Source organism: Ignavibacterium sp. (genome assembly GCF_025998815.1).
Classification (GTDB): domain Bacteria; phylum Bacteroidota; class Ignavibacteria; order Ignavibacteriales; family Ignavibacteriaceae; genus Ignavibacterium.
Genome location: NZ_AP026678.1, coordinates 3403768 through 3426404, shown reverse-complemented (window position 1 = coordinate 3426404; position 22637 = coordinate 3403768). Strand labels below are relative to the sequence as shown.

Annotated in this window: 22 protein-coding genes and 4 tRNA genes; 1 reads left to right on the top strand and 25 read right to left on the bottom strand. The window is 34.6% G+C overall.

Going from position 1 to position 22637, the window contains the following annotated elements; translation table 11 throughout:
• Positions 1-27 precede the first annotated feature (27 nt).
• The 12 genes from rpoB to Q0X14_RS14900 all read right to left on the bottom strand — a co-directional run bounded on the left by rpoB (position 28) and on the right by Q0X14_RS14900 (position 7411).
• Positions 28-3786, bottom strand: coding sequence for a DNA-directed RNA polymerase subunit beta (rpoB, locus tag Q0X14_RS14955; protein WP_297840376.1), 3759 nt, complete (start codon positions 3784-3786; stop codon positions 28-30).
• 133 nt (positions 3787-3919) lie between these two features.
• Positions 3920-4300, bottom strand: coding sequence for a 50S ribosomal protein L7/L12 (rplL, locus tag Q0X14_RS14950; protein WP_297840373.1), 381 nt, complete (start codon positions 4298-4300; stop codon positions 3920-3922).
• Positions 4301-4337: 37 nt separating this feature from the next.
• Positions 4338-4856, bottom strand: coding sequence for a 50S ribosomal protein L10 (gene rplJ / locus Q0X14_RS14945; protein ID WP_297840371.1), 519 nt, complete (start codon positions 4854-4856; stop codon positions 4338-4340).
• Between the two features lie 74 nt (positions 4857-4930).
• A complete protein-coding gene (gene rplA, locus Q0X14_RS14940; RefSeq protein WP_297840369.1) occupies positions 4931-5623 on the bottom strand; it encodes a 50S ribosomal protein L1 in 693 nt (230 codons plus the stop codon).
• Positions 5624-5650: 27 nt separating this feature from the next.
• Positions 5651-6076 carry a 50S ribosomal protein L11 gene (gene rplK, locus Q0X14_RS14935; RefSeq protein WP_297840366.1) on the bottom strand — a complete coding sequence of 142 codons (426 nt, stop codon included), beginning with the start codon at positions 6074-6076 and terminating at the stop codon, positions 5651-5653.
• Between the two features lie 24 nt (positions 6077-6100).
• Complete coding sequence (gene nusG / locus Q0X14_RS14930; protein WP_297840363.1) at positions 6101-6637, bottom strand: transcription termination/antitermination protein NusG; 537 nt, start codon at positions 6635-6637, stop codon at positions 6101-6103.
• A 3-nt stretch (positions 6638-6640) separates the two neighbouring features.
• A complete protein-coding gene (secE, locus tag Q0X14_RS14925; protein ID WP_297840360.1) occupies positions 6641-6823 on the bottom strand; it encodes a preprotein translocase subunit SecE in 183 nt (60 codons plus the stop codon).
• Between the two features lie 30 nt (positions 6824-6853).
• Positions 6854-6927, bottom strand: a tRNA-Trp gene (locus tag Q0X14_RS14920).
• Between the two features lie 10 nt (positions 6928-6937).
• Complete coding sequence (gene rpmG, locus Q0X14_RS14915; RefSeq protein ID WP_014559765.1) at positions 6938-7102, bottom strand: 50S ribosomal protein L33; 165 nt, start codon at positions 7100-7102, stop codon at positions 6938-6940.
• A 22-nt stretch (positions 7103-7124) separates the two neighbouring features.
• A tRNA-Thr gene (locus tag Q0X14_RS14910) sits at positions 7125-7197 on the bottom strand.
• A gap of 47 nt (positions 7198-7244) precedes the next feature.
• Positions 7245-7318, bottom strand: a tRNA-Gly gene (locus tag Q0X14_RS14905).
• Between the two features lie 9 nt (positions 7319-7327).
• Positions 7328-7411, bottom strand: a tRNA-Tyr gene (locus Q0X14_RS14900).
• Positions 7412-7701: 290 nt separating this feature from the next.
• On the opposite strand from Q0X14_RS14900, the gene Q0X14_RS14895 reads away from it, so the two are divergent.
• Complete coding sequence (locus tag Q0X14_RS14895) at positions 7702-8388, top strand: hypothetical protein (RefSeq protein ID WP_297840356.1); 687 nt, start codon at positions 7702-7704, stop codon at positions 8386-8388.
• A 53-nt stretch (positions 8389-8441) separates the two neighbouring features.
• On the opposite strand, the gene Q0X14_RS14890 is transcribed toward Q0X14_RS14895, so the two are convergent.
• The 13 genes from Q0X14_RS14890 to Q0X14_RS14830 all read right to left on the bottom strand — a co-directional run bounded on the left by Q0X14_RS14890 (position 8442) and on the right by Q0X14_RS14830 (position 22629).
• Entirely contained in the window at positions 8442-9980 is a 1539-nt protein-coding gene (locus tag Q0X14_RS14890) for a YifB family Mg chelatase-like AAA ATPase (RefSeq protein WP_297840353.1), read from the bottom strand.
• Positions 9981-10013: 33 nt separating this feature from the next.
• A complete protein-coding gene (nuoI, locus tag Q0X14_RS14885) occupies positions 10014-10523 on the bottom strand; it encodes an NADH-quinone oxidoreductase subunit NuoI (RefSeq protein ID WP_297840351.1) in 510 nt (169 codons plus the stop codon).
• A 23-nt stretch (positions 10524-10546) separates the two neighbouring features.
• Positions 10547-11572 (bottom strand): NADH-quinone oxidoreductase subunit NuoH, encoded by a 1026-nt coding sequence (nuoH, locus tag Q0X14_RS14880; RefSeq protein WP_297840349.1) that lies wholly within the window; start codon positions 11570-11572, stop codon positions 10547-10549.
• A 15-nt stretch (positions 11573-11587) separates the two neighbouring features.
• A complete protein-coding gene (locus Q0X14_RS14875) occupies positions 11588-13264 on the bottom strand; it encodes a molybdopterin-dependent oxidoreductase (protein WP_297840346.1) in 1677 nt (558 codons plus the stop codon).
• Between the two features lie 14 nt (positions 13265-13278).
• A complete protein-coding gene (locus Q0X14_RS14870) occupies positions 13279-14529 on the bottom strand; it encodes a pitrilysin family protein (protein WP_297840343.1) in 1251 nt (416 codons plus the stop codon).
• A 148-nt stretch (positions 14530-14677) separates the two neighbouring features.
• On the bottom strand, positions 14678-15898 hold the full coding sequence (locus tag Q0X14_RS14865) for an aminotransferase class I/II-fold pyridoxal phosphate-dependent enzyme (RefSeq protein ID WP_297840341.1): 1221 nt from the start codon (positions 15896-15898) through the stop codon (positions 14678-14680).
• A 238-nt stretch (positions 15899-16136) separates the two neighbouring features.
• A complete protein-coding gene (locus Q0X14_RS14860) occupies positions 16137-17243 on the bottom strand; it encodes a hypothetical protein (RefSeq protein ID WP_297840338.1) in 1107 nt (368 codons plus the stop codon).
• Positions 17244-17334: 91 nt separating this feature from the next.
• Positions 17335-18099 carry a 23S rRNA (guanosine(2251)-2'-O)-methyltransferase RlmB gene (rlmB, locus tag Q0X14_RS14855; RefSeq protein WP_297840335.1) on the bottom strand — a complete coding sequence of 255 codons (765 nt, stop codon included), beginning with the start codon at positions 18097-18099 and terminating at the stop codon, positions 17335-17337.
• Between the two features lie 2 nt (positions 18100-18101).
• Positions 18102-18623: a hypothetical protein gene (locus tag Q0X14_RS14850; RefSeq protein ID WP_297840333.1), complete on the bottom strand. Its 522-nt coding sequence runs from the start codon at positions 18621-18623 to the stop codon at positions 18102-18104.
• The gene (gene hisS / locus Q0X14_RS14845; protein ID WP_297840331.1) at positions 18613-19881 is read right to left on the bottom strand and encodes a histidine--tRNA ligase; all 1269 of its coding nucleotides are present in this window, start codon (positions 19879-19881) and stop codon (positions 18613-18615) included. The genes Q0X14_RS14850 and hisS overlap by 11 nt, the downstream gene beginning before the upstream one ends.
• 29 nt (positions 19882-19910) lie before the next feature.
• Positions 19911-20381, bottom strand: coding sequence for a PTS sugar transporter subunit IIA (locus tag Q0X14_RS14840; RefSeq protein ID WP_297840328.1), 471 nt, complete (start codon positions 20379-20381; stop codon positions 19911-19913).
• A gap of 73 nt (positions 20382-20454) precedes the next feature.
• Positions 20455-20940 carry a tetratricopeptide repeat protein gene (locus Q0X14_RS14835; RefSeq protein WP_297840325.1) on the bottom strand — a complete coding sequence of 162 codons (486 nt, stop codon included), beginning with the start codon at positions 20938-20940 and terminating at the stop codon, positions 20455-20457.
• A gap of 504 nt (positions 20941-21444) precedes the next feature.
• Positions 21445-22629 (bottom strand): multicopper oxidase domain-containing protein, encoded by a 1185-nt coding sequence (locus tag Q0X14_RS14830; protein WP_297840322.1) that lies wholly within the window; start codon positions 22627-22629, stop codon positions 21445-21447.
• Between the last annotated feature and the right edge of the window lie 8 nt (positions 22630-22637).

Below are 22637 nucleotides of genomic sequence, written 5' to 3'. Positions count from 1 at the left end.
ATTTCTATTTAAGGATTTACACACCTTTTAGTTAATCTTAATATCGAGACCAAGACCTTGTAATTCTTTAATCATTACATTAAATGCTTCAGGAATATTTGGTTCAGGAAGATTTTCACCTTTAACCAAAGCTTCATAAACCTTTGCACGACCAGCAACATCATCGCTCTTAACAGTCAGAATTTCCTGAAGAATATGCGAAGCTCCATAACCTTCTAATGCCCAAACTTCCATTTCTCCAAATCGCTGACCACCAAATTGAGCTTTACCGCCGAGTGGCTGCTGAGTAATAAGTGAGTATGGTCCAATTGACCTTGCGTGAATTTTATCATCTACAAGGTGACTGAGTTTAAGCATATAGATGTAACCACAGGTTACTTTCTGATGGAATTTTTCACCTGTTCTTCCATCATATAAGTCAGTTTTCGAACCAGGATCAATTCCTGCTTTTTGTAACCATTGCTCAACATCTTCTAACTTTGCACCATCAAAAATTGGAGTAGCGAATTTGACTCCCATTTTCTTACCGACCCAACCAAGAACGGTTTCATATAATTGTCCAAGGTTCATTCTTGAAGGAACACCAAGTGGATTAAGTATAATATCTACAGGAGTTCCATCTGGTAAGAAAGGCATATCTTCAACCGGGACAATCTTAGCAACAACGCCTTTATTTCCGTGTCGTCCAGCCATTTTATCACCAACAGAAAGTTTACGCTTTTTAGCAACATAAACTTTTGCAAGCTGAACAATTCCCGGAGGTAATTCATCTCCACTTTGAATTTTAACTTTTTCTTTTTTGTACTCTTCTTCAATATCAACTTTTATATCAAAGTAATTCTTGAAGAGAGTCTTAACCATATTATTTACTTTTTTAGATTCGAACCAGTCAGCAGTATAATCAAGCTTTGTAACATCTTCCATTTCAGAAAAAGTTTTTTCTTTAATGGTTGTTCCGCTTCTTAAAACAACGCTTCCATCAAGATCTCTGATGCCTGTTGTAGTTTCGCCTTCAGTAATCTTTGTCAATTTCTCAACTAGCTTGTTATAATGCTGTTGTAATTTCTTTTTGAAATCCTGATCAAGCTGTTCAAGTGCAGCTTTCTCTTGTTTTTTAGATTCATTATCTCTTTTCTTGCGACTGAATAATCTTGTTTTGATTACAGTACCTCTCAAACCAGGCGAAGCACGTAGCGAGGCATCTTTTACATCACCCGCTTTATCTCCGAATATTGCACGAAGAAGTTTTTCTTCCGGTGTAGGATCGGTTTCACCTTTCGGAGTAATTTTTCCGATAAGAATATCACCTTCTTTAACTTCAGCACCTTCTCTTATTATACCGTTTTCATCAAGATTCTTTACTGCTTCTTCACTGACATTTGGGATTTCTCTTGTTAATTCTTCTTCGCCTCGTTTTGTTTCTCTAACCTGCAACTCAAATTCTTCAATGTGAATTGAAGTATAAACATCTTCTCTAACAACTCTTTCACTAATAATTATAGCATCTTCAAAGTTATAACCTCTCCAAGGCATAAATGCTACAAGAACATTTCTACCAAGTGCGAGTTCACCCTGATCAGTTGCAGCTCCATCTGCTAATACATCTCCTTTTTTAACTCGCTGACCTTCTTTAACAATTGGTTTTTGATTTACACAAGTTTCCTGGTTTGTGCCCTGGAATTTTGTGAGTTCATAAACTACTTCTCTGGTTTCGTTAAAGCTGGTAAGAGCTTCAAAACTATTGGGATTAATATCATACTTAACAACTATTCTGTTTGCATCAACACTTGCAACAACACCATCATCTTCAGCTATAAGTAAAGCTCTTGAATCATAGGCAACTTTTCTTTCCATACCAGTTCCAACAATAGGAGCTTCTGGTTTAAGCAATGGAACTGCCTGGCGTTGCATGTTTGATCCCATCAATGCTCTGTTAGCATCATCGTGTTCAAGAAATGGAATTAATGCTGCTGCTGCACTTACAATCTGAGCAGGTGCAACATCCATATAATGAACTTCTTCAGGATGTACTATTGGAAATTCACCTTTGTATCTTGCTTTTACTCTTTCATTGATAAACTTGCCTTGTTCATTTATAGGTGCATTTGCCTGAGCAATAATAAATTTATCTTCCTGCTCAGCAGAAAGATATTCAACTTCATTTGTAACTTTTCCTTTAACAACTTTTCTGTAAGGAGTTTCTAAAAATCCATATTTATTAACGCGAGCATAAATTGTAAGAGAAGAGATAAGACCGATGTTTGGTCCTTCAGGAGTTTCAATCGGACAAAGTCTTCCATAATGAGTATAATGAACATCTCTTACTTCAAACCCTGCTCTTTCGCGGGTAAGACCACCAGGACCTAATGCAGACATTCTTCGCTTATGAGTCATCTCAGCCAATGGATTAGTTTGATCCATAAATTGTGATAGCTGATTTGTTCCGAAGAATGCATTTATAACACTTGTGATAGTTCTTGCATTTACCAAATCCTGCGGTGTAAAGTTTTCGGTATCGCGCATATTCATTCTTTCTTTAATTGTTCTTGCCATACGCGCCATACCAACATTAAACTGCTGCGAAAGTTGTTCTCCAACAGTTCTGATTCTTCTGTTTCCTAAATGATCAATATCATCAACCGGAGCAATTCCATTTTTAAGATCGATGATGTATCTCATTATTGCAACAATATCTTCGTTTGTCAGAACAGTCACATTTTCAGGAACATTCAACTTCAACTTGTCATTCATTCTGTGACGACCAACTTCACCTAAATCATATCTTTTATCATTAAAGAATAATTTTTCAATTAGCTGCTCGGCAGATTCCAAATCAGGAGCTTCACCGGTTCTTAATTGTCTGTAAATTGAATAAAGTGCTTCTTCTCTTGATGTAGAAGTGTCTTTCTGAAGAGTATTAACTATTAAATCCTGATCAGGTGAACGATCAGATTTTATGAACTTCAAAACATCTATTTCTGCTTCTTTAACTCTTTCAACATCTTCTTCACTGAAGATTGCACCACGAGTTAGAAAAATTTCACCAGTTGACATATCGAATAAGTCGCTGGCAACCATTCTTCCGATAAAGTTCTCAAGCTTGGATTTTTTAACCGGTACTTCTTCAACCAAATCAAAAAGTTTTAAGATTTGTTCGTCAGATTCATAGCCGATTGCTCTGAGTAGTGTGGTTGCAGGGAATTTTTTTCTGCGATCGATATAAACATACATTACATAGTTTATATCTGTTGCGAATTCAACCCAGGAACCTCTCAGAGGGATAATTCTGGCTGTGTAAATAGGAGTACCATTTGGATGCAGAGTTTGAGAGAATGCAACTCCTGGTGAACGATGTAATTGCGATACAATTACTCTTTCAGCACCATTAATAATAAATGTTCCCTTCTCTGTCATAAAGGGAAGATTGCCAAGATAAACTTCTTGCTCAACAGTATTGATAAATTCCTGAGTATCCTGATCTTTAGTTGAAAGTCTGAGTTTGGCTTTCAATGGTGCAGAATATGTTAAACCTCTTTCAAGACATTCCTGAACAGTGAATCTGGGTTTTTCAACATAGTATTCCAGAAAATCAAGACGGTAGTTTTCTTTATTATCAAGCACAGGGAAATTTGTCAAGAAGACCTGTTGAAGTCCTTTGTTCTCTCGCTTTGAAGGTGGAACATTGTGCTGCAGGAAGTCTTCAAATGTTTCCGTCTGAATACCTAACAGATCAGGAACATCAAGAACAGATTTAATTCGGCTAAAAGAAATGCGGTTATTATCCAATTGGAATCCTCCTAAAAGATTTCAAATTCATTAAAACTTATTACTAAAAACACAATTCATAAATACAACAAAGCGATAAGACGGTAATTTTCCGCCTTATCACTTTATTTAATGCAAAAAATCGAAAAATAAATTATTTAATAGTTACGGTAGCGCCGGCTTCTTCTAATTCTTTTTTGATTTTTTCAGCTTCGTCTTTTGATACACCTTCTTTAACTGTTTTTGGTGCACCATCAACGAGATCTTTTGCTTCTTTCAAACCTAAACCGGTGTGTTGTCTTACTACTTTTATAACATTGATTTTCTTGTCACCAGCTGACTGAAGGATAACATCAAATTCTGTTTTCTCTTCAGCAGGTGCTGCATCACCACCAGCAACAGGACCACCAGCCACTAAAACCGGAGCAGCTGCTGTAACACCGAATTCTTCTTCAAGTGCTTTCTTTAATTCAGCTGCTTCAACTAATGAAAGGGCTTTAATTTTTTCAACTATTTCAGCAATTTTTTCTGACATTTTACTTCTCCTGATTATTAATTTTCATAATTAAAATTTATGCTGCTTTTTTAGAAATCTGATCAATAACACTTACCAGATCTCTGAATACAGCGTTAATTGAACCAACAATGCCTGAGGCAGGCGCGTTTATGCTTGAAAGTATTCCGGCAATTAAATCTGCTTTAGTTGGCAATGTTGCTAACTGATCTAACTGATTTCCGGAATAGAATTCAGTTTCAATGTAGCAGGCTTTAAGCGAAAACTTTTTATTCGCATCAAAATATTTTTTGATAATCTTTGCAGGTGCAACAGGATTGTCAAATGCAAATGCAAATCCTGACATACCTTCAAGATTATCAGCTAATTTTGAGTACTTACCTGTTTCAGCTAGAGCGCGCTTGAATAAAGTATTCTTGAAAACTTTATAGGTAACACCCTCTTTTCTGAATTGGTTTCTGAGTTCGCTAATGTCTGCAACATTAACTCCTGAATAATCTGCCACATAAACAGCAGTAGATTTTTCAATTAGTTCTTTCGCCTCGGCAATGATCTCAGATTTTTCGTTCTTATTCATATTTCTCCTGTTTCAGAGTTTATTAAATCGAGTCGGTTAGAAGCATTTTTTTGAGTGCGTAAACTCTTTAATAATTATATTGCAATTTCTTCTTTAGATATCTTAAGCCCAGGACCCATTGTACTTGAGAGATATAAACTCTTAACATACTGTCCTTTTGCTGTAGGTGGCTTAAGCTTAATAATAGTGTTGAGAAATGCTTTGGTATTCTCAACTAATTTATCAACTTCAAAATTCAATTTGCCAACTGACGTGTGAACGATACCTGTCTTTTCAACACGAAATTCAATTTTACCGGCCTTAACTTCTTTAACAGCTTTTGCAACATCCATAGTAACAGTTCCACTCTTTGGATTTGGCATTAGACCTTTCGGACCTAATACTTTTCCTAATTTACCTAAATCAGCCATGGTGTCTGGTGTTGCAATAATAACATCAACATCAGCCCAACCACCTTTAATTTTTTCAAGATATTCTTCAAAGCCAGCATAATCAGCACCAGCATCAAGAGCTTCCTGAATTTTTGGGCCTTTAGCGATTACAAGCACCTTGACTTCTTTTCCGGTTCCGTGAGGCAGAGATACTGTTCCTCTTACCATCTGATCAGCGTGTCTCGGATCTACACCAAGTCTGATTGCAACATCCAATGATTCAACAAACTTAACCGAAGAAAGCTCTTTTAGTGTTTTAACTGCCTCTTCAATTGAATACTCTTTTTTAGTATCAACTTTTTCTAAAATTTTCTTATTTCTTTTTGTTAGCTGCATTTCTCTTTCACCTTCTTTTCATTAAAATTAGTCTTCGACTGTAAGTCCCATACTACGAGCCGTTCCGGCGACCATACTCATTGCATGTTCGATGTCGTGAGCATTTAAGTCTGGCATTTTAAGCTGAGCAATTTCTTTAATCTGGTTCTTTGAAACTTTACCAACTTTAGTTTTATTTGGCTCTGCAGAACCTTTTTCAATCTTTGCTGCTTTTTTCAAAAGTACTGCTGCCGGAGGAGTTTTCGTAATGAAGGTAAATGATTTATCACTATATACAGTAATAACAACAGGAATAATCAATCCTTCTTTATCCTGAGTTCTTGCATTAAACTGCTTGCAGAACTCCATAATGTTTACACCCTTTTGACCTAGAGCTGGTCCAACAGGTGGTGAAGGATTAGCTTTACCAGCTGGTATCTGAAGTTTTATATAACCATCAATCTTTTTAGCCATAATTATATCCTAAAATAAGTTAAGTTATTTTTCTAATTCTGCCTGAACAAAGTCAATTTCTACCGGAGTTTTTCTTCCAAAAATTGAGACCATCACTTTTATTTTCATTTTCTCTTCATTTACTTCTTCAACGGTTCCGGTAAAATTATTAAATGGACCATCAATAATTTTTACAATATCACCACTTCTGAAAATAGTTTCGATTCGTTCTGTATTACCATCCTGAGTGATTCTTCCTACAATTCTTTTTACTTCATCAGGTTGAAGCGGATTTGGTTTCTTTCCAGAGCCAAGAAATCCCATCACTGATGGAGTATTCAGAATAAACTCTTTCACACGGTCATCCAAATCAGCATTAACCAGTAAATATCCCGGGAAAAAGTTTTTTGTTTTACTTTTCTTCTTACCGTCTTTAACTTCTATTACTTTTTCAGTAGGAACTAAAATGTCCTGAATTTTCGCTCTAAATTCTTCGTTATCACGCAATCCTGCTTCTAATAAAGCTTTGACTTTATTTTCGTGACCTGAAAAAACTCTTAAAACATACCACTTTGGTTCCATTACCTAAAAAATTCCCTTTAATACTTGATTAATTAACATATCAATTACATAAGTAAAAGCAGCAAGTACCAGACAAACTACAATCACAATTTTTGTAGATTCAAAAAGCTCATCCTTGGTTGGCCAGGTAACCTTTTTCATTTCCTTTACAACATCCTGGAAGAAAGTAATGATTTTTTCTTTCATATTTGACTCAATAGTTTATAACTATGTTCGCACGTCAGGAGGGACTCGAACCCCCAACCTGCGGTTTTGGAGACCGCTGCTCTAGCCAATTGAGCTACTGACGTATCTAAAAATTTATTTAGTTTCTTTGAAGATAACATGTTTTTTTGCCACCGGATCATACTTTTTATACTCAACCCTTGAAGGATGAGTTCTTTTATTTTTGGTTGTGGTATATCTATATCCGGTACCGGCCGTACTCTCAAGAACGATAATTTGACGAGTGTTTCCTTTTGCCATAAAAATATCTCCAAATTTGTTGAGCTGACGACCGGGATTGAACCGGTGACCTCATCCTTACCAAGGATGTGCTCTACCAACTGAGCTACGTCAGCAGCTATATTTAAAACATTAAAATATCCCTCAACAGGGATATTGATTGAGCGGGAGACGGGACTCGAACCCGCGACCAACAGCTTGGAAGGCTGTGACTCTAGCCAACTGAGTTACTCCCGCAAAATTTAGTGGGCGGCGAGGGATTCGAACCCCCAAAGGCTCACGCCAACGGATTTACAGTCCGCCCCGGCTCTCCAACTCCGGCGTCCGCCCGCACTTCTCTTATTAAAAGAGAGCCACAAATATATTTTCTATAATGTAAAAATGCAAATTTTTATCCATTGCAGATTTTTATTTACCTTTTTGAGTAGGAATTCGGTAAAAATTACCGAAAGGTAATTTCTATCTGGTAGGATTTCCTCAAAAAGTCGAAAAATCACTTAATTTCTACAAAATCGAATTTTAAAATGGCGACAATTTTGGTACAATGGTTGTCAATAACCTAGCAAGCGTTAAAAATGTCCTTAAATTAAATCATTAATAAAAACAAAAGGGGAAAAGCCATGAAAAACACAATTCTTTTTTTCACAATTCTTGTTTCTATTTCATTTTTTGCTTGTTCAGATTATAATAGTGAATCATCACTTATTACTGAACCTTCTTTAGAGAGACCAATTGTTGGTACTCCAAATAATAATTTTCCTTATCCTTTCCTGTTTACATTTGAAAAGATAAAAGATGTTACCTTTTCAAGAATTGATGGCAAGGGTACAGTTGAGGTTTATATAAAAGATGATCCAAGCAAATATTCTGACTTCTATGTAACTTTTGAATATATAGTCGATGTTCCGAAAGAGCTAATATATGTTCAGAATAATGGAGAAGGAGTGCTTGTTTTAGAAAATGTACGACCCGAGTACATTACTGATATTAATGTGTATGGTGCTAAAATAGTGGACATTTCGAGAGAACAAGTACTTCCATACGGAGATGGGCACAAATTAGCTCCGCTTCAGATTTTTGGTTATAAAACTGAGAAAGAAAATATTCATGTTTATTATAAGACTTTTCCTTACTATGTAAAATTTGTGTTCGGTGAATTGAATACAAAATCTGGTGATTTTCTTGTATTCTTAGCTAAACCAAAAGGTGAAGAATTTGTAATTCCAGAATTTAATAAATATGGGGTGTTTGATCTTAAACTTTACGGTTATGTTACTCCTCTCGAGAGAAATTCCGCTTCTGAATAACTGTAAAGTTTAATGATTCCCGATAAAGAGCCGGCAATTTTCAGCCGGCTTTTTTAATGCTTCCAAAGCTCTCTATCAAGACTTCGGTATTGAATAGCTTCGCTAATATGCTGGGGTAAAATGGTTTCTGAATTTTCCAAGTCGGCAATAGTTCTGCTAACTTTTAAAATTCTATCATAAGCCCTGGCAGATAGACCTAATTTAGTCATTGCCATCTTCAGTAATTCTTCTCCTGCATCATCGAGTTTACAAAATTGTCTTATTTCTTTTGAACCCATATCACCATTAGAATAGATATGTTTGAAGTCTCTAAATCTTCTCAATTGAATTTCTCTGGCACGAATTACTCGCTCACGAATAACTTCTGATTTTTCACCTGATGCTTTGGAGGAAAGCTCTTTATATTTTACTGCAGGTACTTCAATGTGAATGTCAATTCTGTCTAAAAGAGGCCCTGATATCTTAGCCATATACTTTTGTATCTGAGGAGGTGAACAAGTACATTCTTTATTAGGATCAGTATAAAAACCACACGGGCAAGGATTCATTGCAGCGGCTAACATGAAGTTTGCTGGAAAATCAAGGGATAATTTTGATCTTGAAACTGTTACTTTAGAATCTTCAAGAGGTTGTCTGAGAACTTCGAGTACATTTTTTTTGAATTCGGGTAACTCGTCAAGAAATAAAACTCCGTGATGTGCAAATGAAACTTCGCCAGGTTTGGGAAATGATCCCCCACCAACTAATGCTGCATCAGATACTGTATGATGCGGACTTCTGAATGGTCTCTCAGTTATAATCGCTTTTTCCTTTGGCAGAATCCCGGCAATTGAGTGGATTTTTGTTGTTTCAAGTGCTTCATCAAAAGTCATCGGAGGAAGAATTGTCGGCAATCTTTTTGCTAACATAGTTTTGCCTGAGCCGGGAGGACCAATCATAAGAATATTATGAGCACCAGCAGCAGCAACTTCAAGTGCGCGCTTTACATTTTCCTGCCCTTTCACATCTGCAAAGTCAAGATGATATTGATTTATTGCAGAGAACAGATTTTGCTTATCAGTTATAGTAACTTCCTTTTCTAAATCACCATTAAGAAAAGCTATTACTTCTGATAAATTGTCGAAGCCATAAACATCAACACCATCAACAATAGCAGCTTCCTGTGCTGAATCATTGGGAAGAATTATTCTTTTGATTGATTTGTTTTTTGCTTCAACAGCAATAGGTAATGCACCTTTAATATGCCTTAGAGAACCATCTAATGACAATTCTCCAAGAAAAATTGTATCAATTAATGAGTTGAGTGGAACTAATTCGAGAGCAGATAAAATTCCAATGGCTATTGGTAAATCAAAAGCGCTTCCCTCTTTTTTAATGTCGGCTGGTGCTAAATTGATTGTAAATTTTTTAACTGGAAATTGTATGCCTGAATTTTTGATTGCAGCTATTACTCGTTCACGGCTTTCTTTAACTGCATTGTCGGGCAACCCAACAATAATAAAACCGGGAACCTGCTTTTCAACATGAGTTTCAACTTCAACAAGATAAGCTTCAATTCCATATGTTGCACTGCTTAAAACCTTTGAAAGCAATTCCCACCCAATAGAAATGAGTAATGAAAAATTTTATTTATATTTTCTTAGAAATTCGATTCTGTCTTGTAATTGACTTACAGGAATAAGAAGCTTATCTTTTCCATAAATAGCATCTTCCCGATTTGTAAAAGCTAATTCATAATCTTTACTCATAACAATTGCTTCTTCAGGACATACTTCTTCACATAAACCGCAGAAGATGCATCGAAGCATATTTATTTCGAACTTCTCAGGATATCTTTCTTTTTCTCTTTCAGTTTCTGCTGCCTGAACTTCTATTGCGAGTGCAGGACAAACTCTTGAACAAAGTCCGCAAGCGACACATCTTTCTTCACCGGTTTCTTCGAGAACCAAAACAGGTCTGCCACGATAAGATGGGGGTGGGATAAACTTTTCTTCCGGATATTCCATTGTGAATTTTGGTCTTACCATATTTTTGAAAGTAAGAGCAAGACCTTTAGCAATCTCCGGAATATATATTTTCTGCCAGAATGTTAAATCTTTTTTTCTTTTCTTTAATGAATTAGATGTTTGAGCCATCTTCACACTCCGTTAAATTCAATTTAGTTTGTTAACATAATTATTACAGCAACCCAGATTATATTTATCAGTGAAAGCGGGAACATTACCTTCCAACCTAAATTCATTAACTGATCGTATCTGAATCTCGGTATACTCCATCTTACCCAAATGAAAAAGAACAGCATTGCACCCATCTTAACAAAGAAAGAAGCTATTTGAGCAACGGTCAACCAGGTACCGGACAGTCCTAAACTTTGTTCAAATGGTAAATGCCAACCACCTAAATATAAAGTTACAATCATCGCTGAGGCAATAACCATATTCGCATACTCTGCAAGAAAAAAACCTGCAAACTTCATTGAGCTGTATTCGGTGTGGAAACCACCGACAAGTTCCGGTTCAGCTTCTGGTAAATCAAATGGAAGGCGATTTGTTTCTGCAAACGCTGAAACTACGAATGTAATGAATCCGATTGGTTGAACAATCGCATTCCATAATCCTGCCTGCGAATTAACTATGTCAATTGGTCTTAGTGATTCTGCGAGAAGAAGAACACCGCCAATCGAAAATCCCATCGAGATTTCATAAGAAATCATTTGTGCTGAAGATCTTATTCCACCGAGCAATGAATATTTACTTCCGGAAGACCAACCAGCAAATGTAATTGCATAAACTCCCAATGAAGTCAAGGCAAGGACATAAAGAATTCCCATATTAACATCTGCCACTACAAGAGAGATATCATAACCAAAAATATTGATATTTGGACCGATGGGAATGACTGCATAAGTTGTAAAAGCAACAAAAAGAGCAATCATAGGTGCAATTGCGTGAACAATTCTGTTAGCTCTTTCCGGAACGATATCTTCTTTCAATAAAAGTTTGAAGACATCAGCAAAGGGCTGAAGGATTCCCTGCCAGCCAACTCTGTTTGGACCAATTCTGTTTTGTGCCCAGGCAGCTATTTTCCTTTCGAAATAAACAAGGTATGCTACTGTAATAAGCGTGATGCCCAATACCAGAACTATTTTTATTAAAGAGATTATCAAAATTTCTGTAATGCTCATTTGTTAACTCCGCAATTAAACTACATTTACTTTTTCAAGTTTAAGCTGAACACCTAAATCACCAATCACATCATAATCTAATCCTTTAAATTCAGCAATGGAATTTGTCATTTCATCGAAAACATCTTCTGCCATTTGATATTTCCATTTTGAACCGAGAACATTTGCAAGCGATGTAAGAATTTTCCAGGTTGATCTTGCATCAAAATGTTTTCCCTGCGCCCAACGATCGAATTTTGTTCCGAACTTATCCAATCTTGAAAGAGCCATTCCTTCAAGAGCTCTGTCAACTTCTATTGTTGCAACAGCAGGACGAATTCTTTGAAGTCTTCCCTGAAAGTTTATAAATGTTCCATTTTTTTCTGCGTAAGTTGCTGCCGGAAAAACTATGTCTGCAAAATTTGTTGATTGATTAAAATTGGTTGCGTGAACAATAAACACTTCAAGTTTAGCAAGATATGTTTCTAATTCCGGATTAGCAGTTAGAATATCATCTTCTACCAAATAAAGAGCTTTGATTTTTCCTTCTTTGATTGACTTAATTATTCCATCAATGTTCAACCCATTTTTCTGAGGTTTAACACCAACCAATTCTGCTCCAAGTGAATTTGGAGTTAAATCTTCTCTTCTGAGAATGTCATCTGCAAAACTGTAATCAATGTGGCGGAAGAAATCAATATTATTTGTACCAAGAACACTTCTGGCAAATTTTGAAACAATATAGTTATCTTCACAAGTAGCATAAGGAGATCCAATAACTGCAATCTGATCTTTACTTAGGGTTTTCAATCTAGAAGCAGCTTCAGCAAAAGCTTCGTCCCAACCGACTCTGACAAGCTTTCCTTCTTTTCTTAAATGGGGTGAGTCAACTCTGTTTTCAGCATTAACAAACTTAAATGTATTTAATCTTCCGTGATCACACATCCAATAACTATTAACTTCTTCATTATGTCTTGGAGTTAATCTTAATATTTCATTATTGCGAACCCAAATTTCAATGTTGCAGCCACGAGAACAACCAATGCAGACTGAGTTTGTATGTGACATATCCCAAACTCTTGCTCTAAATCTGAAGTCAGCATTTGTTAAAGCTCCAACCGGACAAATATCAACTACATTCATCGAGTATGGATTATCCAACTCTTCGCCAGGGAATGTAGTAATTGTAACTCTGTCTCCTCTTTTAGTAAAAGTAAGTTCAGAATCTTTGGCAATTTCATCGCAGAAGCGGATGCATCTTGAACAGGAAATACATCTTTCGGCGTCAAACATTACACGCGGACCAATCTTAACTCTCTTATCTTTATGAACTTTTTCTTCAACAAATCTGCTTTCTCCAATGCTATGCTGATATGCGTAATCCTGAAGTTTGCATTCACCAGCTTCGTCACAAATGGGACAATCCAAAGGATGATTGATGAGTAAAAATTCCATCACAGCATTTCTTGCTGCGATTGCTTTTGGTGATTCTGTGTGAACAACCATTCCATCAGAAGCAACTGTTGCACAAGCTATTACAAGCTTTGGCATTTTTTCCACTTCAACAAGACACATTCTGCAATTACCCGATACAGATAATTTCGGATGCCAGCAGAAATGTGGAATTTCTATTCCGTGATCTTTTGCTGCTTCGATGATAGTTTGACCTTGTTTAAACTCTATTTCTTTTCCATCAATAATTATTTTTGGCATATCTGTCTCTTCAATTATGCTGCTTTGTTAATTGATTTATTTTTTGAACCTAATGTAATTGTGACTAATTCTTTTTGTGAAAGAACTTCATTAGCTATTTCTATGACTTCAGCTTTTGTTACCGAGTCAATCTTTTTAATTATTTCTTCAATACTTAAAATTTTTCCGTAATGAAGAATTGAATTTGCTAATCTGATCATTCTGTTTGTTGTATTTTCCAGACTTAAAATTGTATTGCCTTTTAGATATTCCTTTACACGCTTTATTTCACTTTCTTTAATTTTACCATCAATAATTTTATTGAACTCTCTGTTTATAATCGTATAAACTTTTTCCCAATGTTTTTCACTGGTTGAGTAATAAACTCCAAATGCAGAAACATCTTTATAAGAATTAAGAAACGAATTTATCTGGTAAGTAATTCCAAGTTTTTCTCTAACTGCCTGAAACAATCTTGAACTGCTTCCTTCTCCAAGCAATGTTGTCAGAATTTTAAGTGTCGTTCTTCGTTCATCATTGAAGCCAAATGATGTTCTGCCGATTATCGTATGTATCTGATTGGTTTCTTTTTCCACATAAAAATCATCGGCAAAATTTTTAACAAAAGTTTTTCTTTTTTGGTTCGAATTTCCAGACTTTAAAACTATTGATTTTTGAGCAAGCTCAACAATTTTCTCGTGTTCAATACAACCGGAAGATACAATTAACAAATTATCAGCTCGGTAAAACTTTTTATGATACTGATGTAATAGTGTCGAATTAAAGGATAAGATATTTTTTTCTGTTCCGATAATCGGATAGCTAAGTGAATTTCCAGCAAAAATTTTCTCTTCAAATTTGTCGAAAATCAGTTCCTCAGGATTATCTTCAATATCCCTTAATTCATCAATAACAACACCGGCTTCTTTTTTAATATGCGAATCTTTGAACAAAGGATTTTGAACGAGGTCACTCAAAACATCAAAATAAAGATTAAAATTATTCTCAAGTCCACGGACATAAACACAAGTTTCTTCTTTTGAAGTAAATGCATTAAGATAACCACCGTATGATTCAATTGCGTCGGAGATTTGTTTAGCGGTTCTGTTCTTTGTTCCCTTAAAAATCATATGTTCAATGAAATGAGTAATTCCATTGTTGCGGGAATTCTCATCTCTTGAACCAACATTAATCCAAAATCCAAGCGAGAAAGACTTGAAATGTGGAATGTATTCAGAGATTACCTTAACGCCGGCCGGTAAAACTGTTATTTTATAATTATCCAAAATTTCTATCTGCAAAATGCTTATTAAATCGGTTTCAAATATAGAGATTGAGCTTCAGCCAATCAAGGTAAGTTGTATTTGTTTGACAGGTAAAAATAAATATTAAAGACTTCTACAATTGCGCAGAAGTCTTTAAAGAAATTTTTATTCAGGCCTCTACCAAATCGGGATACTTTTCAAGATACTTTTGATAAAAATCCCCGATTGCCCTGTAAGCTTTTTCTAGTATTTGTTCATTTGGTAAAAACACAACTCTGAAATGCTGAGTACCCGGAACCTGACCAAATCCACTTCCCGGAACAACAACAACACCAGTTTCTTTGATTAACTCAGCAACAAAATGAGAATCAGGTTGTTTCATATGCAATCTTGGGAAAGCATAAAATGCACCTTCCGGTTTAACACAGGAAATTCCCGGAATTGAATTCAACATCTCAACCGTAAGATCTCTTCTTTTGGTAAGCTTCTGCATTGCAATTACAAGATGTTCCTGACTTCCTTCGAGTGAAGGTTTTATTCCATATTGCTCAGGATGATTTGCAGATAATCTTGCGCGCAAAATTTTATTTATAGCTTCGATATAATCAGAAAGAACTTCTTTTCTTCCACTAACAATTCCCCACCCGATTCTGAATCCCGGAACCATATAATTTTTTGACAATCCACCAAAGGTAATACAAGAAACATCTTTATTAAGCGAAGCTATTGAAATATGTTTCTTCCCATCGAACAAAAGTTTGTCATAAATTTCGTCGGCAAAAATTACAAGATTATGTTCAAGAGCGAGATCAACTATCTGCTTTAAATTTTCCTCTGTGTAAAGTGAGCCAGTAGGATTATTCGGATTGATTAAAATTATCGCTCGTGTTTTATCATTTATTTTTGATTTGATATCATCAATATCAGGTAGCCATCCGTTTTCTTCATTAAGATAATACGGATTTTCCATCATCTGAAGTTTACTGGCAATTGCAGTGTAGAGAGGATAACCAGGAGTTGGGGTAAGAACATTTTCGCCATCATTTACCAAAGCCGTGAGACAAATATCTATTGCTTCACTTGCACCTGTAGTAACAAAAATATCGTGAACATTTGTGATTCCTTTTTTTTCGGCTTCTCTTTCGATTGCCTCAACTGCTTCTTTTATTCCGGATGAAGGAGCGTAACCATTTTTGTTTTCCAACATAGCTTTATATGTTGCATCAACAAGATGTCGAGGTGGTTCAAAATCAAAAAGATTCGGGTCACCAATATTCAGGTACAACATTTCTTTTCCTGATTTAGCAACCTGATTTGCTAAAACTACAATATCTCTGACTGCGTAGGTAATGTTATTTGTCCTGACGGCTGGTGTTATTTTGTTGGGCATAGTAAACTCCGGTATTGTATAAAATATTCATTAGAAAAATAATGAAATTTTGAGAGAAAATTTGTGAAAAATTTTTAATAGAAAAGATGAATCTTGTTTTTGTGCAATTTGTTAGGCGAAGCTTTAAAATGGAGCAAAAATTTTGTTCTTCCTGCGGAACAAAAATAGCTGAAACAAAAGGGCTGACTTAAGAAAGTTGACAATTCTTGTTTAGTCAACCCTATTTTTTAATTAAAGTTTATTTTGTTTCATATAAATATCTTATTTCAAATACCGGTTCTTCAAGAAGATTGAGACTAATTGCTTTAATTAATCTTTTTGCATAATCATAATGATATAAAAATTTGCTCACTTGCTTTCCATCACTATCATATTCAATTGATTGAGTCTTCAAATCCAGATCATTATATGTGAATGAATTTTTCCTGATAAGATTATTATCAGATTCGAATTCCGCTTCTTCAATTAATCTGTTGTTGGTATCATAATTATAAGTTGTCTTTGCAACCTGTTCACCACTATCATCAAATTCAATTTTTTCTTTAAGATTACCAAATGAATTTAATCTGTATACAATTTTTTTGGTGATTGAACCTTCGCTGTTATAATAAACTTCTTCAGATGGCTTACCATTGTCATAATAATTTACAATAAGTTTTTCCTCGAGTTCCCCTTCTGGATTAAACTTTGATTTACCACTTAGTAGATCACCTTTATATGAATAAACAAATTTTGCTTCAGGTTCTCCATCTGAATTATAAAGTGTCTCTTCTTTCAGTAAATTATTCTCGAACTTATAAATTGATTTTTTTTCTAACTCACCGTCAGAATTATATACAGCATATTCTTTAACTTTATCTCCATCATACTTAAATATTTCTTTCATTTCAATTTCTCCATCTGAGTTGTAAAGAATATGCTCTGTCATTTTCTGATTACTATCATAAGCATATTTTTCTTTCTTCAGAATTGAACCATCGGAATCATATTCCGAGAATTCTATTACATTTCCACTATCATCAAAATGCTTCTCTGAAACTTTGATTCCTTCATCCTGAGCAGAACCAAATTTATAAAAGTGCTTTGTCTGAACTATGTGAGAAATTTTTTGTGCTGATGATTTAGAATTATCGTCTGCATTTTTCTGATTGGTATCTGTTACATTTTCTTCAACAATTTTCTTTAAATCTGTTTGCTTGGTATCAGTTTGTTCTTTTTTATTAACATCTTTGATTACCTCCTTAACAGATTTCTTTTTCTTTTTATCCTGAGAGAATGTAACCGATTCATAAAAACAGGAAAGTGAAAGTATCAGAATAAGAGTGAGAAATAATTTCGATTTCATATTTCCTCCTTTGTTAGGTTCCCGTGCTTAATTAGAATTGTTTTACTACTGAAATTTAGCGTAAAGAAAAGACAAAGTCACAAAGAATTTTTTATAAAATTCTCTGCCTTAGAATTTCGAAGAGAAGTATTCCTGCTGCGACTGAAACATTGAGAGATTGAATTTTCCCTTTCATCGGAATGTGAACGAGGAAATCACATTTATCCGCAGTTAATTTTCTTATGCCTTTTTCTTCATTACCAACAATTAATGCAACAGGCATTTTATAATCAATTTCAGTATATGGTTTTGAATTACCGAGATATGAACCGACAATCCAGAAACCTTCTTTCTTAAGCTCATCTATTGCATTTGCTAAATTATTAACCTGACATATCTTAACAATCTCACTCGCACCTGCAGATGTTTTAGCTACAGTTTCATTTATCGGTGCCGAATTATGTTTTGTGATAATGATTCCATCAACTCCGCTGCATTCTGCTGTTCTTAAAATTGCACCAACATTATGTGTATCCTGAATTGAATCTAATATTAAGAGAAGTGGGGCCTCACCCAAACCCTCTCCTAAGGAGAGGGCTTTTGAATTTTTGAATTTTGCTATTTGAATTATTTCCTGAAGTGTATAGAATTTTTGCGAAGATTTTAGAGCAACCACACCTTGAGCATTTTTGTCTTTTACAATTTGTCTGAATTTCTCTAGTGTAATTTGACTTACTTTAACTCCCTTTTTCTTAGCTGCAACACGAATTGCATTAATTATTCCGCCTTCCTGACCATACAGAATATAAACCTGAGTTATTTCCTCATCGCTGTTCAGAGCTTCCAGTACAGGTTTTCTTCCGATTATAAGATTCATCTTTAAACAAATTCACTTGAGAATGAAAACATTGATTTATCGATTTCAAATGTGCAGAACTTTCCGTTGTTCTTTTTCTGAGGGAGAAATTCTTTTACAAGTTCAATTTCTTTTTTGAATATGTTAAAATTCAGTATCGCTGAATTAATACTTCCATCCTGTTTGATGATGTTCAAAGTGTATTCGCCGAACAGATCTTCAAAATCTATTTCAGCTGTTGCTGGCTGAGCTTGAACCAGATAATCATTCTGTGCTGATAAACCCAATACACTTATATCAATTTCATTTTTTTCTTTTCTTGACTGAGTGGAAATTTTATAATTCAAAGCGGAAAAAATTTTCAGAGTTTCTAACTGAAAACGATACTTTTGTTTTTTAGAGACTGAATCGTAATAAAAATAAATTTTGCAGTTGAATTCTATTTCTTCTTTTTTCTTTTTGGGAATTGCTTTTTTGAGTTTGTCAATTGTTTTTTCCCTTGCTTTGGGAATCTTAGGAACTTCCTTTGGTTTTTTAAGCGCCATAATTCTTTACCCGACTAATAAGTGTACTCAACTCACTTAGTTTAATATTTTCCTGCTGACCATTTGATAAATTTTTAAGTACAAGCTCTTCATTCTTATATTCATCACCACCAACAAATAAAACAAATCTTGAATTCATTTTATTTGCCTCGCGCATCTGAGCTTTAACACTTCTGTTCAGATAATCGTAATCAACTGTTAGATCATTCTTCCTCAGTTGCGAAGCAAGCTCAGAAATCTTTAAAAGTAAATCATTATCAATTCTTACAAGATAAATGTCAATTGAAGGTTCAGGAAGATTCAGTACATTTTCATTCTCACAGGCAAGAAGGATTCTTTCCATTCCCGCTGCAAAGCCAACGCCCGGAGTTGATTTACCACCAAGTTCTTCTACAAGTAAATCATATCTGCCACCACCGCAAAGTGAACTCTGTGCTCCAACTTTTCCGCTGATGATTTCAAAGGTAGTTTTAGTGTAGTAGTCCAATCCGCGAACAAGTTTTGGTTCAACTTCAAAAGGTATATTTAGATTCCTCAGATAAGTTTTAACAACTTCAAAATCATTTTTACTTTCATCATCAAGATAGTCAATCAGCAAAGGAGCATTTTTCATTATTTCCTGGTCTTGTTCGGCTTTACTATCGAAAATTCTCAAAATGTTTTTTTCAAATCTGATTTTACTTTCTTCGGTCAGTTTATCTTTTTTATCCGATAAATATTTTCTCAGTTCATTCTTATAATTTTCTCTTGCAGAAGGAATTCCGAGTGAATTTATTTTTACAGATAAATCTTTTAGTCCAAGCGATCTTAAAATTTCAAAAGCCATTTCGATCATTTCAGCATCGAGTAAAGGCGAAGCGCTGCCAAGAGCTTCGGCACCAAACTGATGGAATTGACGAAGTCTTCCTGCCTGAGGTCTTTCCTGTCTGAACATCGGAGAGATATAAAAAACTTTTGTAAGAGGTTGCTTTTCGCCAAGTGAATGTTCGATGTAAGCACGAACCACTCCGGCTGTCATTTCAGGTTTAAGAGTAACTGATGTATCACTTCTATCTTTGAAAGTGTACATCTCTTTACTAACAATATCTGTTTCTTCACCAATTCCTCTTGCAAATAATGCTGTCTCTTCAAAAACAGGTGTTCTGATTTCTTTATAATTAAAATTGTGAAAAATTTTTTTAACAAGATTTTCGAGATGATACCATTTTCTGATTTCGGATGGAAGGATATCCCTGGTACCGGTTATTGCTTTGATCATAAAAATTCTAATTGAGGTTTGTAATAAGCTCAGATTTCGAGATAACTTTTTTCTTCTTCCAGAAACACATTCATAATCTCGTCTGATGTCTCAGCATTCATAAGTCTTATTCTGAAATCATCTTTGTTCATCATACGGGATATTCTGCTGAGCAGTTTAATATGCGCACTAATCATTGTTTCTTTTCCGACTAAAAGAAAAATCAAACTAACAGGATTACCATCAAGAGCATCGTAATCAATACCATCTTTCTTTCTTCCGAAAGCTGCTATTATTTCTTTCACCGCATCAGTTTTACCGTGTGGAATTGCAAAACCTTTTCCAACGCCGGTTGACATTATATTTTCTCTTTCTAGCACGGCATTTCTTACCTTTTCAATGTCTTCAACTCTCGGATCATTTTTAAATAAATCAATAAGTTCGTTAATAGCAGATTCTTTATCAGAACTTTCAAGTTCTGCAATAATAAATTCTTTGGATAAAATTTCGCTGACTTTCATTAAGATGAACTGTTAAATGAATAAAATTTTGTATAACAATTTAACAATACGGGTAAAGTTCTGCAATTAAATGTTAATTCATCATTGCAATGAGTTTGTAATAAGCTGTTTTTGCAGGTTCGAATTCCGGATTCAGCTCAAGTGAATCTGAGTAATATTTCAGTGCTGTAAAATAAGATCCTCTGAGCTCATAAATTTTTCCCAAATGATAGAACGGAATATATCGTGTGGAGTAATCCTTAGCATCCAGAGCTTTTTGAAACCAATAAACAGCATCATCATATTTGTTGAGTGCAAGCAGGTAAGTTCCAATGTCATTATAAGGATTTCCATAATCTGGATCTAATTCAATTGCGATTTTACATTCCTCAATAGCTTCCTCAAATTTTTTTTCAAGACTTAAAGCCCAACCAAGATAAGTGTGTGCTTTGGCAGTAGGATAATACTGAAGTGATTTTCTGTAAGCTTTAATGGCTTCCTGAATTTTTCCACCTATGTGCAACCTGTAAGCTTTTTCAAAATATTCTAATGCCAGATTTTCTTTTTCTTTATCTATCATTTTCCTCTTTCCTTTATATCAGATTTTCCGACTCTTATTTAATTAACAATCATTAAAAAATCAACTTAACTGAAATCTGTGGTGATTCAAAGCAAAACAAATGTTCATTAATTGAAGTTCTTAAGTAAAATTCTTCTGATTAATTGTCCTTTATCCATATTAATAATCGAAAATTTAAGATTAAAATTGACAATCAAATTTAGATAAGTTCGTTTGCAGGATTAACAGACCTAATTTTTAATAAGGGCATTCAGATTTGATTTATCAGGAATATGTAAGGTTTAGTTAAAAAATTTATTACAGGATAAAGCAATTTTATTTGATAGTATTGTATTAAAACATTCAATTCAGGAATAAATGTTTATAAAAAGCCTCGACATCAACAATCGTTGGTTGATAAAAATAAATGTTGATTTGAGCTTGATAGATTTCTTAAACAAGATGAAGAAACAACATTTTATTTTCCCGAGCAAATTGGATTATCAGTCTGTTTTTTTAACAAAATTATTTTAAGTAAATCAATTTAATCGTCTTAAAAATTCCATCTACATTCATTTTAAGAAAATATGTTCCACTTGAATAATCTGAAGCATTCCAGACAAAAGAATATTCTCCGGCTGACTGTTGACCATCAAATAATGTTTCGATAAGATTTCCTTTAACATCGTAAATAGATAAACTTACCTGTCTGGCAGGTGTCTTTAGTCTGTACGAAATCTTTGTTGATGAATTAAACGGATTAGGATAGTTCTGATAAAGTTCAAAATTTCCCGGTGAAGTAATTTCATCATCAACATCGGTGGGATTATCAATTCTTATGTTAATCATCATTCCATCATCTTCGTGTTCAAGATTATGGCAATGAAGAAGATATGTTCCGGAATAGTCAACAAACTTTACAAGTACACTAACTGTTTCATTGGGATTTATAAGTACTGTATCCTTCCAACCTTTATCATTGGGCGGAATAGTGGTATTTCCGTTTCGTGAGTAAACCTGAAACATAACACCGTGTATGTGCATCGGGTGATATTCATTTGTGTTGTTAATGAATTTCCATTCTTCAAGTTCATCCTTAATAATTATTTCATCAATCCTGTTTATATCGAATGTTAACCCGTTGATTCTATGCATATTGCTACCTGTCATAATCCTGGTAAGAGTAAAGTTTCTCGTCCTTCTTATGTCATTAACATTATAGTATTCGATAGTTGACAGATTATCGGGCACTATTCCATTTGAGTTTCCATTTCCGATTATATTAAAAGTAAGAACATTCATTTCCAATCCCTGAGGATAAGTTCCACCCGTTCCTGAGAACGGAAGAGATTTCAATACTACAGATTCCCCGACTGTATAATTAGAAAAATCAATCAGAATATCAGCTCGCTCGCCGGGTGCTAAGAAAAAATTATTAATCTGAGCCGGATGATCTTTCAATCCTGAATCAGAAGCAATTAGCCAGAAATTACTATTATCTGATAGTGCCAGTTTATAGACTCTTGCGTTGGAACCGTTTAAAATTCTGAATCTGTAAAGGGTTTTCTGCACATCGAAAAACGCATCTGGTGTACCGTTTACTAATGGAAGATTGCACAAGTATCCAATCATTACAATTTTTGAAAGTTCGTCTTCAATCTTTGCAGCACACGAAGCACAATCAATATTTTTCAGTTGATATTTTTTCATAAAAAATG

Excerpts from the sequence above, each read along its gene's own strand:
- Q0X14_RS14860 (WP_297840338.1), bottom strand. The coding sequence starts at position 17,243 with ATGAAATCGAAATTATTTCTCACTCTTATTCTGATACTTTCACTTTCC.
- rplA (WP_297840369.1), bottom strand. The coding sequence starts at position 5,623 with ATGCAGCTAACAAAAAGAAATAAGAAAATTTTAGAAAAAGTTGATACT.
- nuoH (WP_297840349.1), bottom strand. The coding sequence starts at position 11,572 with ATGAGCATTACAGAAATTTTGATAATCTCTTTAATAAAAATAGTTCTG.
- rplJ (WP_297840371.1), bottom strand. The coding sequence starts at position 4,856 with ATGAATAAGAACGAAAAATCTGAGATCATTGCCGAGGCGAAAGAACTA.
- secE (WP_297840360.1), bottom strand. The coding sequence starts at position 6,823 with ATGAAAGAAAAAATCATTACTTTCTTCCAGGATGTTGTAAAGGAAATG.
- rpmG (WP_014559765.1), bottom strand. The coding sequence starts at position 7,102 with ATGGCAAAAGGAAACACTCGTCAAATTATCGTTCTTGAGAGTACGGCC.
- nuoI (WP_297840351.1), bottom strand. The coding sequence starts at position 10,523 with ATGGCTCAAACATCTAATTCATTAAAGAAAAGAAAAAAAGATTTAACA.
- Q0X14_RS14840 (WP_297840328.1), bottom strand. The coding sequence starts at position 20,381 with ATGAAAGTCAGCGAAATTTTATCCAAAGAATTTATTATTGCAGAACTT.
- rplK (WP_297840366.1), bottom strand. The coding sequence starts at position 6,076 with ATGGCTAAAAAGATTGATGGTTATATAAAACTTCAGATACCAGCTGGT.
- nusG (WP_297840363.1), bottom strand. The coding sequence starts at position 6,637 with ATGGAACCAAAGTGGTATGTTTTAAGAGTTTTTTCAGGTCACGAAAAT.
- hisS (WP_297840331.1), bottom strand. The coding sequence starts at position 19,881 with ATGATCAAAGCAATAACCGGTACCAGGGATATCCTTCCATCCGAAATC.
- Q0X14_RS14895 (WP_297840356.1), top strand. The coding sequence starts at position 7,702 with ATGAAAAACACAATTCTTTTTTTCACAATTCTTGTTTCTATTTCATTT.
- rlmB (WP_297840335.1), bottom strand. The coding sequence starts at position 18,099 with ATGAATCTTATAATCGGAAGAAAACCTGTACTGGAAGCTCTGAACAGC.
- Q0X14_RS14865 (WP_297840341.1), bottom strand. The coding sequence starts at position 15,898 with ATGCCCAACAAAATAACACCAGCCGTCAGGACAAATAACATTACCTAC.
- Q0X14_RS14835 (WP_297840325.1), bottom strand. The coding sequence starts at position 20,940 with ATGATAGATAAAGAAAAAGAAAATCTGGCATTAGAATATTTTGAAAAA.
- Q0X14_RS14875 (WP_297840346.1), bottom strand. The coding sequence starts at position 13,264 with ATGCCAAAAATAATTATTGATGGAAAAGAAATAGAGTTTAAACAAGGT.
- rplL (WP_297840373.1), bottom strand. The coding sequence starts at position 4,300 with ATGTCAGAAAAAATTGCTGAAATAGTTGAAAAAATTAAAGCCCTTTCA.
- Q0X14_RS14830 (WP_297840322.1), bottom strand. The coding sequence starts at position 22,629 with ATGAAAAAATATCAACTGAAAAATATTGATTGTGCTTCGTGTGCTGCA.
- Q0X14_RS14850 (WP_297840333.1), bottom strand. The coding sequence starts at position 18,623 with ATGGCGCTTAAAAAACCAAAGGAAGTTCCTAAGATTCCCAAAGCAAGG.